This is a genomic window from Kamptonema animale CS-326 (assembly GCF_028330895.1).
Classification (GTDB): Bacteria; Cyanobacteriota; Cyanobacteriia; order Cyanobacteriales; family Microcoleaceae; genus Kamptonema; species Kamptonema formosum.
Genome location: NZ_JAQMUA010000275.1, coordinates 20,497 through 33,942, shown reverse-complemented (window position 1 = coordinate 33,942; position 13,446 = coordinate 20,497). Strand labels below are relative to the sequence as shown.

Genomic DNA, 13,446 nt, shown 5'->3' with positions numbered 1-13,446 from the left:
ATCGCGCTCTTAAATCCAATCTTCCTCCTCTGTTTTTTGGCGCTTATAAACCTGACCAGCAGCATGAATCTGGCGGGTTTTTTCGTAAAGGGCTTCCTCATCGGGATAACCCCAGTTCTGCATTACTTTATCTAAATCTCTCTGGATATCCCTAGCGCCGGGAAAGCCGCGATAGCGAATTTTTAGCCGCCCTAATTCAGCTAGATTGTAGTCAGTTGCTTCCCCTGCTAATAGATTAGTGACAATGACGCGATCGCTCTTATATTGAGGATGCTGCTGTTCCTGATTTGTCTGTGCTGATTTCATGTTGATTCTATCCGTGCTAAAGATCCGTGAACATTTGAGCTAAGGAGCGCAAGCCTGGGCCCTGGTAGTTCCCAACTGGCGATCGCTCTTAAGAAATTTCGGGGTGAAATTCGGGGTAAACTGCTGAAGTTGACACCTATGCGCTGCCATTTATACGCTTTGAGCGAAAAATGTGGCGATCGCACCAGCGTCTACCCTACAAGATTCACGGCGATCGCATAAAAATCATACCTATTGAAGGCACAGGTCTACCCAAAGCTGACGATAATAACCAATATGAGTCTCAAAATTTTGACAGGATTTCATGGTTAATTCTTGGCCAAAAGCACCCAAAAGTCGCCTGCTGAGCTGGTGGGAATCGCTTACTCCCATGACTCGCCTACTAGCGATCGCCTTAGCAGCACCACTCACCGTACTCAACGCTTGGGCATTCTCTCAAATTTTTGGTTATTTTCAATCGCTCTTCGTCATCCTCTTAGTCGCCTCCCTGTTGTCCTTCCTGCTCAACTATCCCGTCCGATTGTTCGAGCAACATGGAGTCCAACGAGAGCAAGCTGCAATTCTAGTCTTTTTAACAGCACTGTTGATCCTGCTGGCCCTAGCACTGACACTATTTCCCCTCGCCTTCACTCAAGCGCAGCAGCTCGTCGCTCGCTTACCAGAATGGATCGATTCTGGACAGCGCCAGCTCCTGATATTTGACGATCGAATCAATGCTCTCGGCTTACCCATTAATCTCGACGGCTTCATTGCTCAAATTAACACCCGACTTAAAGGCGAACTACAACTCGTCGCAGGGCGAGCTTTAAATATCACCTTAAACCTGACTGTTTTAACAGTTGTCAGATTGCTGGATTTACTGCTAACAGTAGTTTTAACCTTTTATTTACTCCTGCACAGCAGTGATATCTGGGAAAGCTTAATTGAGTGGTTACCACCTCGATTTCAAAAGCCATTTTCCGAGACGCTAAGGCTGAGTTTCCAAAACTACTTTACAGGGCAGCTCATAATTGCAACTTGTATGGCCATTGGGCTAACTTCAGCTTTTGTTTTACTAAAAGTTCCTTTTGGTCTGCTATTTGGCTTAACAATTGGTTTGATGGCCTTAGTACCTTTTGGCGGTTCAGTGGGAATTGGATTGGTAACTATACTTGTGGCGCTGCAAAACATTGGATTAGGGCTGCAAGTGCTAGCCGTTGAATTAATTGTGCAGCAAATTGTAGAAAATTTAATTGCTCCCAGGGTGCTAGGTTCCGTGACCGGTTTAAATCCCTTTTGGGTATTTGTTTCTATCTTGACAGGAGCGCGAGTTGGAGGTTTTTTGGGAGTTGTGATCGCCGTGCCAGCAGCAGTAGTTATTAAGGAGGCGCTAGCTGCGGTACGCTCGGAAAAAGTTACCGATGAAACAACCCATACTCCCTCAACTAATGAATCTTCAGAAGCGATCCGTGTTAACCCCGATCGAGAAACACAATTGAAACTTCCACCCTTAAAAGGAGATGGACTTCTCTAATAGTTAATAGCTAAAAGGTATCTCTGAACTGAAAATTGCCAAGCAATTACTCCGATCGGTTAATCAGTTAATGTAAAATCAAACAATCAAAAAAATGAATGATAAAGTTGATTAAATAAGCTAGTTTTAGTGCTTAATTTTCAAAGTCCGATCGCTTATTTTTAGGACTTACGCTCAGGACTCCAGAAACCGGGTTTTTGATAGTATCCGTGAGTAACAACGAAGTATTTTCGTCAAAAAACTGCTGGTTGAGCGAAAGTCGAAACCCGGTTTCTTTGGTTGGCTGCGTAAGTCCTGAGTTTTGTTTATGGCTGTTTGAAACTCAGAGTCAAACAGCCACAACCACCTCACGTCAATGCTTTATGGATTTTCGGAGATGTTTCTTTAGTAGAACTGTTTTACTTGCTCCACACCACTACTGATCCGCAGGATCGCCGTAGGGGTCTTCGCTGGCGGGGCGGACGTTGCCGAACTGTGGAGAATCAGCGGGATCGCCGTAGGGGTCTTCGCTGGCGGGGCGGACGTTGCCAAATTGTGGATAATCGCCGGGATCGCCGTAGGGGTCTTCGCTGGCGGGGCGGACGTTGCCGAATTGTGGATAATCGCCGGGATCGCCGTAGGGATCTTCACTGGCGGGGCGGACGTTGCGATCGTCATAGTTGCCATTAGGATCTATTTGCCCGCCGCTAGGCCCCAGAATTGCATCTTTCAACTGTCGTAATAAACCGTCGAACATGATCGATCTCCTTTTTTTATAGCTGAGGAAACGGCTGTATTAAAAACATTTGCCGATTCCACGCCGTTTTTATCTTTGTGCTTAACTGGTAGCACAGTCGCATCTGAAACTCTTATCAATTACCCAGATATTCCCCCAATCCTGATTAAAAAAGAGCTTATTGTCTCTCCCTCTTTTTAAGGAGGTTAGGGAGGATAAGAGTTTCAGCTTTTTGTTCCTGAGTCCTGACTCTTCTAGAATTAGCAGTTACTGTACCGGGGCTGCGGTTCTGGCTTCTGCAACGCTAGTGAGGTCTCTGCCGGTGGGACTATTGTTGTAACCCTGGAATTCGCGATATTTCTGTGCTTCGGACTCTGGAACCTTAATTCCTTCGGGGGGCGGTGTTACCCAGTGAGCGCGGTGTTCGGCATCCCGATAGTAAACGCGACCATTTTTGGAAAGGTAGTATTGTCCTTGTGGCCCCTGCTCTTGTTTGTTTTTATGCTGGTTGTAGATATAGTAAAGTGCCGCTGCTCCAGCTAAAATTGCTACTTTCTGAGTATTTGACAATCCCTTTTTCACTTCCGGGGAACGGTTGGGAGCCGAGACTGTCTGTCCAGCACGAGTGTCGTCAACTGGCGGCGGTACTGAAGCTTGTTTTGAGCCGCAGGCTGTCATTAAGGGAAATGTTAGCAGCACTGTTAGCAGCAGAGATATCCAGTACGATTTTCTTCGATATGGATTGATTTTATCCATCACGCACCTCTTATTTGTTTCTTTTAATCTTGATAGGTTCTGTAAATAAATACGTCAGTATTTAGATATAAATACATTTTTTATTTCATACTAATGGCATATACAAATAGATTGATTTTAATAATTAATACGTTTTTCTAAAAAACAGATGTAGCTAAAGTTTAGCAGTAAATAAGATATCTCCGCTCTGAAAATTGCCACGCGATCGCATAGAGTATATGAGTTAGTAAGGTAGCTAATAGTTGCGATCGCTATGCTCAGTTAATGTAAAATCCAATCATCAAAAAATAGTTAATAGCTAATTGGGGAAATTTCTATCCCTCTCCCCCTCTCCCTCTTCCTTATGTGATTCTGTTCACAGAACTTTAGAGATTTCAGTCACACGACTTCCTAAGTAGAATCACTGAGGCTTGCCTAGTTTCATCACAGATGGCAACAAGGAAATGGTGAATACTGTAAGTATAAAAGTTCAAACCAACTAGCCATGCAAGCTCCTATCTACTTAGTTCACTCGGCTATAAGCGAATTATTTGCCCAAGCTAATGCCACTAACCGCATTACTTTAGCGGATCGCTACGGACTCATGGCAGCGGTTTTTGATGAATCTCTCGGTGACGATGAAAGGCACTCCATCAATAGGCTGCTTCGCTCCGTGTGTCGGGGGCGGATTAAAATGGTTGAAGAACTTTCGGCAGTTCAGTAGATTTACTTATTTTTAATTTTTGATGGTGGAATGGAGATTTATTTTAATTTTAAAACTTCGATTTTAGATTTTGGACTACATAATAAATCCAAAATCCAAAATCTAAAATTTAATGTGCAGTTACAGCCGCCTCCAACAGCAATTGAGTTGCAGCTTCTTCACTGTATATATCTTCGTGGGAATAAAGCATGGAGGGAATACCTAGCACTGAACAAGGAAAATCAGAACCTAGTTCCCGCACGAGCGGATGGTTAACAGAATTACAACCCAAGAATAGCAGCGTCGCAGTTTCCGATTCTACAACTTGTCTTAGTTCCGAACTAACGCTCCCAAAGCGAAGGTGAGCTTTAAATAAACCCCTCCATTCGTCAGCTAGACAGCGTGCTTGCCACAACAGTTTATCGGCTTGCTCAAACTGGTTATTTTGGCAAAAAATTGCTTGAAAGTAAGATGGATCTAGGAATGTTGTTCGCGAGCGTCCTGACTGATTTTCAGCTAGGGGCAGAGTTAATGTAGGTGCGGCACATTGAGTAGCTGTAACTTCATTTAAACCCCACTGCTGTTGATGGATTAATGAATTATTTTCCTCAGCAAAGTTGCAGAGATTTTTAGGATGACTACTTCGAGCTTCATCAACCACATAAACGACTTGAACAGTGACTTCTTTGCTAGTAGCTAAACGAGTTTGATGGGCGATCCATAAAGTAATATCGAGGGCAGTTTGACTTTTGGAAGAGCTGTTGTAACCAACAATAAAATTGACGGATTTTGCAGATTTAGCTTTTTTAAAAGCCGGAAATTTTGGCTCTGGTCGTAAAACCATTTGCTCAATTAAATCATGACGACCCATTGCGATTTCAAGGCGCGTTAACATTGACTTCAGGTTCACAGTTTTAACCCCTGTTATAACGAAACAATGGCGAATGAAATGTGGGTCAAGTAGGAATAGCCACTATTTATAAAATTTACAGCGACATCCCCAAGGATGTTCCAAAGACAAATGCTGTCAAAGCTAAAGTCTTGGGTACTCCTTCCATTGCCGACGGAGTTAGCTGACGGGCTAAGACTGGAAAGTGTCTCTCTCTTATCAGAATTAAAAATTAAAAATGTAAAATTAAAAATTTAAAGCAATTTTTCTAATTTTTTAATTTTTAATTTTTAGAGATTAGCCCCTAAAATTGGTTCCTCCGTTCTCAAACTAAAGCTGACAGATTTTAACTGCCGCTTCAATTGCGATTAGGCTACCCACTGAATAATTACAGTTAGCGACGATCTAGGAACTAGGTTTTGAATCTGGGCAGTAAGTTGTATTCGAGCCTGCGGAAAAAACCCAGCTTCCGATCGAAACAATGCGAGACTATATAATTATACCTTAATTTACTCGTCTTGTGTAAAGTAGCGATCGAGAAAATTTAAAGCATGATTGCGGAGTTCGTAATATTCCTTAGATTCCCGCAATTCTTGGCGATTGCGTGGGTGCGAAAATGGAACCTCCAAAATTTCCCCTATTGTTGCGTTTGGCCCATTTGTCATCATCACAATTCGATCTGACATATAAATTGCCTCATCTACATCGTGAGTAATCATCATCACCGCCTGTCGGTGATGTTCCCAGATATCAAGTACCTGTTTCTGCAATTTTCCGCGAGTCAACGCATCCAGAGCACCAAACGGTTCATCCATCAATAACATCTTCGGGCGAATTGCCAAAGCTCGCGCAATTCCTACCCGCTGCTTCATTCCCCCCGAAATTTCTTCGGGATATTTATCGGCTGCTGCTGTTAAGTTTACCATTGCCAGGTGTTCGTTAACAAGGCTAATTTTTTCAGCACGGGTAGCACTTTTCAAAACTTCATCAACAGCCAGTCTAATATTTTCCCGCACTGTTAGCCAAGGTAGCAGTCCGTAATGTTGAAACACCATCATTCTATCAGCTCCGGGCTTACGAATTTCTTTACCTTGTAGCCGCACCGAGCCGGAAGTCTGTTTTTCTAATCCGCCCACAATTTTGAGCAGAGTTGATTTACCGCATCCAGAGTGACCGATTACAGAGATAAATTCATCTTCCCCAACGGTTAAATTAACATCATTGAGTACGATAAATTCGCGACCGTTTGGATTGTGGTAACTCATAACCAGATTTTCAATCTCCAGAAATCCTGGGTTACTCATGGTTCCTATGTAGTCATTAGTTGAAAGTGAGGTAGATTTTGTCATTTTTGACTCCTAGTAATTGGTAATTGGTAATTGGTAATTGGGTAAAAATTCTCCCCCAGTCTCCTCCTCTTCCTTCTTCCTTCTTCCTTCATTAAGACATAAAGAAAGATTGAGGGCGATTGGCACGAATCTCAAAACTATTGAGATATCCCACCGGATCGCTAGGGTCAAACCCTTTTTTATCTATAAATACTTCTGGTGGCTCAACCTTATAGTCCTCCTTTGGCGAATCAATTCCTATTTCTGCGGCGATCTCTCGATAAAGATCGGTTCTCCAACTTTTTTCAGCTAATTCTTCAGCATTTGTGGGGATTTCTTTTATTTGCCCCCAACGAGCCGCTTGAGTCATCATCCAGATACTTCTAGACCTCCACATAAATGTAGAATGCTCTCCTGGCTGATGGGGAACATTAGCAGGAATATCGAAGAATATGGTAGTATCTTCTGCTTTTATCGTGCGGTCTTTATTATCAAAACCACCATAATTATATTCCCCAATAATTCCAGGTCTGGTAAACTTATCGATTGGCCCCTTTTTCGGTATTGCGCCTGTAAAAGATCGCTCTGTAATTAGTTTAGCAACTTCCTCCCGATTTTTGGGGTCGCTGCAATATCGACAAGCTTCTATCATGGCTTTTACTAAACTACGATAAGTTTTGGGATAGTTATTGATAAAAGATTCCATTACTCCCAGTAGTCGATCGGGGTGGCCGAGCCATATTTCTTTGCCTTGAGCAAAGGTAAAACCCACATCTAAATTGCCTTTAATTGCCCGTGTATTCCAAGGTTCTGCTACCATGTAAGCTTGCATTGCGCCAATTCGCACGTTAGTCACCATCTGCGGCGGGGGAATAATAATGATCCGAAATTCTTTGAGCGGATCGACTCCAGCGGCAGCAGATAGGTAGCGAACAAAGTATTCGTAAATTGAAGAACTAAGTACGACTGCCCAGACTCTTTTCTCTGGCGGTTGCTGGTCAAAATAAGCTTTAAATTGCTTACCAAATTCTTCTAAATTGCCGTTGTATTCGTTCCAGGGACGTATGCCAAAATCCCACATAGCTTTATTCATTGTCATAGCATTACCGTGACAGTGAATTGTCATTGCGGCGCACAAGGGTGCGTGACGAGCTCCTTCTGCACCAATTCTGGCATTTGTAACGGCTCCTGATACGACGGGGGAGGCATCAAGTCGCCCAAATATGAGGCCGTCGCGGGATGTTGCCCAGCTAGCTTCCCGATTGAGTTTGACGTTTAAACCGTATTTGCGGAAGAAGCCTTTTTTCCAGGCGATCGCAAATGGCGCACAATCGTTTACTGGTACATAGCCGACGGTAATATCAGGTTTTTCCAAGGTTTCTGGCTTGACGATTTGGGCGATCGCACTCGCTTCTTCTGTTAGTCCTTTGGCCGAGCGATCGCTGCTAATGGCACAGCCAGATAAGGCTATTCCACTTGCCGTCGCCCCCATTCCTTGCAGAAATTCGCGCCGATTCCATTGATTCATAAAATTGTTAGTTGTTAGTTGTTAGTTGTTGGTTGTTGGTTATTGGTTGTTAAGTAGCTGAACATAAACTAATTCTCATTCTCCTAATAGTAGCTTTAGCCGCTAATACTAAATCCGGCTTAAATACCACTTTATCCTTCAGTCCGCGCAGGCGGACTTTGTTTATGTAGTAGCGGTTTTAACCGCCAAGTCTTAATTACTACTAACCACTAACTAACCATTTCGATGCGTCACTAATTCCTCAACTTTGCCAACTCCGTAGTCAAGAAGTAAGCCAGTGATACCAATTACTAGCACTGCTAAAAATACTGAACTTAGATTGAGGCGGCTCCATTCATCCCACACAAAAAAGCCTATTCCAATTCCGCCTGTTAGCATTTCTACGGCCACAATTACCAACCAAGCAATCCCTAAACTAATTCTTAATCCTGTAAATATGTAGGGTAAACTTGCTGGCAAAATAATCTTAGTAATCCGCCTCCAGTAAGGCATTTCCAGCACTCGCGCCACATCGAGATAATCCTTGGAAACACTGGAAACTCCCAAGGCGGTATTAATAATTGTCGGCCACAGAGAAGTTATGAAGATGACAAAAATTGCAGAAGGATCTGCTAGGTTAAAAATTGCTAAGGCAATTGGTAGCCAAGCTAGAGGTGATACGGGTTTGAAGATTTGAATTAGTGGGTTGAGAGCCATCATTGCTGGTTTGGACATCCCAATCAAAAACCCAACGGGAATGGCGACAATAGCACCTAACAAAAATCCGATTAACACCCGCCGTAAACTTGCTAGCAACAGCCACCCAATGCCTAAATCGCCTGGGCCGCGTTGATAGAAGGGATGCAATATGTAATCTAAATTAGCAATTAGGGCCTGATAGGGAGTTGGCATCAAGTCGCTTTTGAAGAGGGCAACTATCCACCACAAAATGATAATTCCGAGAAATCCAGCGAGGGGAAGCAGTACGGCATCTCGAATTACAACAAGTTTAGCCCGTTTCCAAGCCACTTGTCCTGCAATTGCGATCGCAGACAAATTAAGCTGAATTGACATATTAGAACTCCTCAGAGTCAGGGGCAGGTACAACAATGTACACATATACCAACCAGAGACACTGACGAAGCCAAACTATCTATTATTAGAAAGTTGACTCTTTCAGTCTCTTCTCAATGCCTACGAAGTTAGCTGACGGGCTAGGACTGAGAGATGTCCTTCTCCGATCGTAATTAAAAAGTCAAAATGTAAAATTAAAACACTTCTAAATTTTTAAGTTTTAATTTTTGATTTTTAATTATTAGAGATTCGCCCCTAAAATTGGTTCCTCCGCTCCAGTAACACTTTATTTGTGGTTCTGAAAAACTGGATTAGGCTGACTTTACATAATGACTCTATCATCAAAACTTTTTTACGTCAATACGTCTTCGGAAGTAAGTTTGGGTAGCGGTAGCCAGCACCTTTTTGGAGGAGAGGCTATTTACTGATTGTAAATCTGTGTCTTTTGCTAGTGGAGCCTTCAAGTTTTGCTCTGCCAGTTTGCAGCAGGTCAACTACAATAATCCCAAGGGAATATCTGCCCTAATCCTCCCCCCATCCTAACCATGCTGGACTGTAGCCAACTGTTAGCTGACAAAACTGAAGCCATACTCACCAATTGGGTTGAAGCCGTGCGGCAAGACAGACACATCGAAAGTGCCGATACTTTACCGCATTCAGCAGTAAAAGATCATATTCCTCACGTATTAGTTGCAATGGCAACCGTACTCTCCAAAACTCAAGAAAGTGAAATTGGACTGATAGTAAGTGCAAGTTTAGAACACGGATTGTTGCGGGCTGAACAAGGATACGATCCCTCAGAAGTAGCCCAGGAATACCGTTTATTACGACAAGTGATATTTACTCATTTAGAACCAGAGTTGCTAACCACCTCTGTACCCGAAGTAATGCGAACAATGCGTCTAATTGATGCTGTATTGGACGAAGCAATCGCGCAATGTTTTAAAAGTTATGTTGACGAGCGATTGCGAGAATTGCAGCAGATTCAAAGTCAATTAACATTGACAAATCAAGAACTTAATCGCTTAGCAAATGCTAATCAAGAAACCCTGGCTCACTTAGCTCACGAACTCAAAACACCTCTCAACTCAATTATCGGTTATTCCGAGCTATTTTTACGTAAAGAAAAACGGGAAACAGAAGTGAGAGACACCCGACCTCAGATTGAACATATTGAACGAGTGTTGCGGAATGGCAGACAGTTACTCCGGTTAGTAAATGATGCCTTAGAACTGTCCCGCGCCGAAGCCGGACAAATCAAATTGCGCCTGATACCAATCAATGTCATCTCTACAATTAATACCGTCATAGAAACCATGCAGCCATTAGCTGACGATAAGGGATTAAAACTCGTATTAAAAAGCGATCGTGTACCTGATAAAATTATCACCGACCCTCATCGATTTCAGCAAATTCTCACTAATCTCATCAGCAATGCCATTCGCTACACCGAAGTTGGTAGCATCGAATTAAATTGCGAATTATTGCCAGATGAACACTGGTCAATCGCGGTCAAAGATACCGGAGTAGGCATTGCTCCCGAACATAAAGAGCGAATTTTTGAACCCTTCTTCCAAGTTGGAGAACCTAATCGCTACCAGTTCCCTCCCGACAGCACGGGTCTTGGATTAGCAATAGTTTCTCGGCTGGTAACACTTTTACAAGGCAAAATAAAGTTAGTCTCTCAAGTAGGTATCGGTTCCACTTTTACTGTAATGTTACCATTAGAAATTAAGACAAATACACTTGTAAGTGTCAATTGATAAATCTAGCCTAGCACTTTATAAAATCAATGATATAGCCCTCAGCTTCCTCTGAAACAATGAAGAATTGTAGAATATTTTCTATTGCTTTGGGTAAAGTTTTTGTAGCGCTATTATCATCATTATATGATGATAAAAGTGCTACAAAATGCTGCTACAAACAGAGTTTAAATTTCCATTACTAATTCCCCATTTCCCTCAATCACTTCCCCAATCTGAGCAACAGAGATATCCTGAGATTCAAACCATTTAATTGCCTGCGCTGCGTCTGCTAACGAAACTAATAAAACAAATCCAATCCCCATATTAAAAGTATTAAGCATCTCCATTTTCTTAACTTCACCCGCCTTAGCAATCCATTCAAAAATAGGCAGAGTTTGCCAACTATTAATATCAATTTTTACCGATTGATTTGCCCCCAAACATCGAGGTAAATTTTCAGGTAAACCTCCCCCAGTAATATGAGCCATCCCCGTAATTTGCAGACCAGTGCGGAGTGCTGCTAGGACGGGTTTAACATAAATTCTAGTTGGAGTTAGCAACACTTCCCCTAAACTTTTCCCGCCTAATTCTTGAGGTGTTAAACTCCAGTCAAAGCCACCACTGCTGACAATTTTTCTAACTAAACTAAAGCCATTGCTGTGAACGCCACTACTAGATAGTCCAATGGCAATATCTCCTACCCGTACCTGGGAACCGTCCAGCAATTTGCTCTTTTCTGCAATACCAACGCAAAACCCCGCTAAGTCATACTCTCCCGGTTGATAAAAACCTGGCATTTCTGCGGTTTCTCCTCCTAGCAAAGCACAGCCCGCTTGCTTACATCCTTCAGCAACACCAGCAACTACCTGAGCAAGTTGTTCTGAGTTCAATTTGCCAGTAGCTAAATAATCTAAAAAAAACAGCGGTTCGGCCCCTGATGTGAGTACGTCATTAGCACACATGGCGACTAAATCAATTCCTACTGTGTCGTGACAATCTAGAATTTGTGCCAATTTTAACTTTGTACCAACACCATCTGTCCCGGAGACTAAAATGGGTTCGCTCAAACCGCTAGGGACGCTGAAATATCCACTAAACCCGCCAAACCCGCCTAAAACTTCAGGTCGGTGGGTACTCTGCACCATATTCCTGATACGTTGCACAAAGGCTCTACCGGCCTCGACATCTACACCTGCTTCTCGATAATCCATAGTCTACGTTTGTCGTTAAGTCTCTAGTCCCTAGTCTATTGCTAAGAAAGCAAAATTCTCCCCATCTTCCCCTCCGATTAATTAAAAATTAAAAATTAAAAATTAAATCTCACAATTTTTAATTTTGCATTTTTTTAATTTTGCATTTTTAATTTTTAATTGATTAAATTGCTCCCCCAGCTCCCCATCTCCCCCGCTCCCCCAGTTCCAGAGACTATTTACATAAATAAGGAAAAAAATATTTAAAGATTTGATGAATTTTTTTTAGCGGCTAAAATCGCTCAAATCATTGATATAAAAGAATCTGCGCCAAAATAGCCCGATAAAGTTTTTGTGAAGTTATTGTAAATTTGAGTATTCTTTTGATCCCCAATCCCAGAACTTCGTGGTAGTCTGTTGCAGTTCCTTAACAAGAAGTGAACACGGAATGAGTATGAGTTGTTACTAAAAAGCGGGTTTAGCTGAAAAATTTTGGCTTTTGCAGATGGCTGCGAGAAACTCGCCTAAAAGTGCAGATAGCTCAATTGGGGGATGAATGCGGATTAGAGGGAAAATCCCTTGTGCCTGTTCGATCCCAGCTACTCGCTCCAAAATTGCTCTTCACAAAAATGGACGTATGAAGCAAAAACTTGTTGGCGGACTCCTTCCTGTCCTGCTAATTCCCGCTCTGGTGACACCATCATCGAGTCGGGCCCAAGAACCAGAGACAGTTAACATGGCTCATACGGTGGGACAGCAAGTCCACACCGCTAAGCCGTCTCCTCAGTTGAATCCTCAACGGGTGGAGGTTGTTAAAGTAGGAGAGTACCAGTACCAAGCCAAAGCTGAGCTTGACTCTGAGGCGATCGCAAAGATTCAGACCCACTCGTTGGCGGGCCGTCTAGCCGCTACAGTATATCTACGCAATATTCCCGTCCTCACCTTTCTAGAACCGAGTACCAAAGGTGGTAAAAACGGAACTGTATCAGACTCTAGGGCAGCCACGAGCAGCGATCGCCTAAAAATGGGGGCGAATGCAGAAGTTCAGAGTAACCGCGAGCAAGGGCCTAGATCCGCTGAAGTAGCCGATCCAGTTTGGCGAGCAACAGCGATGGCCGCAAAACTCAATCAACTTTTCCGAGACAGCGCCGATGCCAATGCTATTGCTGTCAAGTGGGAAAAAGGCGATCGCTACATCATTCAAGTCAACGGGGAGAATTTGGTAGAAATCAACGCGGAGACAATTCTCCCCGACACTACCAGCGACTTTAGCGTAGATGCCTTACAAGCAACCAATCGATTGCGCCGACTTTTAGGCAATGCTCCCCCCCTTCAGGAAGTTGTCGGTAAACCCAAGCCAGAACCCAGAGTAATTTCTCTGGGCCCAGTCCATGTGCGGATCACTGGATGGGCTTCTTGGTATGGCCCAGGCTTTCATGGCAATCTTAGCGCCAGTGGAGAGACTTATAATCAAGATGAGTTGACAGCAGCCCATCGCGATTTACCTTTTGGCACGCGAGTGTTGGTAACAAACCTAGACAACGGCCGTTCCGTAGTCGTGCGAATTAATGACCGGGGCCCCTACGTTGGCGACCGATTAATTGATTTGTCTGCCGCCGCCGCTCAAATGCTGGGAATGGTCAATTCTGGTATTGCTCCCGTGCAGTTGGAGTTGATAGATTCCCAAAACGCCAGAACAGTTAACCGTTAACAGTTGACAGTTGACAGTTGACAGTTAACA

Annotated in this window: 13 protein-coding genes and 2 riboswitches; of the genes, 5 read left to right on the top strand and 8 right to left on the bottom strand. The window is 43.2% G+C overall.

Translation table 11 applies throughout. The features are described 5' to 3' along the window. Nucleotides 1-9 precede the first annotated feature (9 nt). Nucleotides 10-306 carry a DUF3288 family protein gene (locus PN499_RS16000; protein WP_007356996.1) on the bottom strand — a complete coding sequence of 99 codons (297 nt, stop codon included), beginning with the start codon at nucleotides 304-306 and terminating at the stop codon, nucleotides 10-12. Between the two features lie 170 nt (nucleotides 307-476). Between PN499_RS16000 and PN499_RS15995 the strand changes: the two genes are divergently transcribed. Both PN499_RS15995 and PN499_RS15990 read left to right on the top strand, forming a co-directional pair. Next, nucleotides 477-653, top strand: coding sequence for a hypothetical protein (locus tag PN499_RS15995; RefSeq protein ID WP_272033027.1), 177 nt, complete (start codon nucleotides 477-479; stop codon nucleotides 651-653). Next, nucleotides 611-1,819 (top strand): AI-2E family transporter, encoded by a 1,209-nt coding sequence (locus tag PN499_RS15990; RefSeq protein WP_272033026.1) that lies wholly within the window; start codon nucleotides 611-613, stop codon nucleotides 1,817-1,819. The genes PN499_RS15995 and PN499_RS15990 overlap by 43 nt, the downstream gene beginning before the upstream one ends. A gap of 415 nt (nucleotides 1,820-2,234) precedes the next feature. On the opposite strand, the gene PN499_RS15985 is transcribed toward PN499_RS15990, so the two are convergent. Together PN499_RS15985 and PN499_RS15980 are read right to left on the bottom strand one after the other, a co-directional pair. Further along, nucleotides 2,235-2,555, bottom strand: a complete 321-nt coding sequence (locus PN499_RS15985; RefSeq protein WP_272033025.1) for a translation initiation factor — start codon at nucleotides 2,553-2,555, stop codon at nucleotides 2,235-2,237. Nucleotides 2,556-2,801: 246 nt separating this feature from the next. Next, nucleotides 2,802-3,290 carry a hypothetical protein gene (locus PN499_RS15980; protein WP_272033023.1) on the bottom strand — a complete coding sequence of 163 codons (489 nt, stop codon included), beginning with the start codon at nucleotides 3,288-3,290 and terminating at the stop codon, nucleotides 2,802-2,804. Between the two features lie 484 nt (nucleotides 3,291-3,774). On the opposite strand from PN499_RS15980, the gene PN499_RS15975 reads away from it, so the two are divergent. Continuing rightward, nucleotides 3,775-3,993, top strand: a complete 219-nt coding sequence (locus PN499_RS15975) for a hypothetical protein (RefSeq protein ID WP_272033022.1) — start codon at nucleotides 3,775-3,777, stop codon at nucleotides 3,991-3,993. A 109-nt stretch (nucleotides 3,994-4,102) separates the two neighbouring features. Here the strand turns inward: PN499_RS15975 and PN499_RS15970 are convergent, their stop codons facing one another. The 4 genes from PN499_RS15970 to ntrB form a co-directional block, all read right to left on the bottom strand. Further along, on the bottom strand, nucleotides 4,103-4,867 hold the full coding sequence (locus PN499_RS15970; protein ID WP_272033020.1) for a universal stress protein: 765 nt from the start codon (nucleotides 4,865-4,867) through the stop codon (nucleotides 4,103-4,105). Between the two features lie 148 nt (nucleotides 4,868-5,015). Continuing rightward, nucleotides 5,016-5,213, bottom strand: a riboswitch (cyclic di-AMP (ydaO/yuaA leader). A 157-nt stretch (nucleotides 5,214-5,370) separates the two neighbouring features. Then, on the bottom strand, nucleotides 5,371-6,210 hold the full coding sequence (locus PN499_RS15965; RefSeq protein ID WP_272033019.1) for an ABC transporter ATP-binding protein: 840 nt from the start codon (nucleotides 6,208-6,210) through the stop codon (nucleotides 5,371-5,373). A 91-nt stretch (nucleotides 6,211-6,301) separates the two neighbouring features. Further along, on the bottom strand, nucleotides 6,302-7,717 hold the full coding sequence (locus tag PN499_RS15960; protein ID WP_272033018.1) for an ABC transporter substrate-binding protein: 1,416 nt from the start codon (nucleotides 7,715-7,717) through the stop codon (nucleotides 6,302-6,304). Between the two features lie 213 nt (nucleotides 7,718-7,930). Further along, nucleotides 7,931-8,770 carry a nitrate ABC transporter permease gene (gene ntrB, locus PN499_RS15955; RefSeq protein WP_272033017.1) on the bottom strand — a complete coding sequence of 280 codons (840 nt, stop codon included), beginning with the start codon at nucleotides 8,768-8,770 and terminating at the stop codon, nucleotides 7,931-7,933. 102 nt (nucleotides 8,771-8,872) lie between these two features. Further along, nucleotides 8,873-9,098: riboswitch (cyclic di-AMP (ydaO/yuaA leader) on the bottom strand. A 217-nt stretch (nucleotides 9,099-9,315) separates the two neighbouring features. Between ntrB and PN499_RS15950 the strand changes: the two genes are divergently transcribed. Continuing rightward, nucleotides 9,316-10,533 (top strand): sensor histidine kinase, encoded by a 1,218-nt coding sequence (locus PN499_RS15950; protein WP_272033016.1) that lies wholly within the window; start codon nucleotides 9,316-9,318, stop codon nucleotides 10,531-10,533. A gap of 167 nt (nucleotides 10,534-10,700) precedes the next feature. On the opposite strand, the gene purM is transcribed toward PN499_RS15950, so the two are convergent. Continuing rightward, complete coding sequence (gene purM, locus PN499_RS15945; RefSeq protein ID WP_272033015.1) at nucleotides 10,701-11,726, bottom strand: phosphoribosylformylglycinamidine cyclo-ligase; 1,026 nt, start codon at nucleotides 11,724-11,726, stop codon at nucleotides 10,701-10,703. 616 nt (nucleotides 11,727-12,342) lie between these two features. On the opposite strand from purM, the gene PN499_RS15940 reads away from it, so the two are divergent. Further along, nucleotides 12,343-13,416: a septal ring lytic transglycosylase RlpA family protein gene (locus PN499_RS15940; RefSeq protein ID WP_272033014.1), complete on the top strand. Its 1,074-nt coding sequence runs from the start codon at nucleotides 12,343-12,345 to the stop codon at nucleotides 13,414-13,416. Nucleotides 13,417-13,446: the final 30 nt, after the last annotated feature.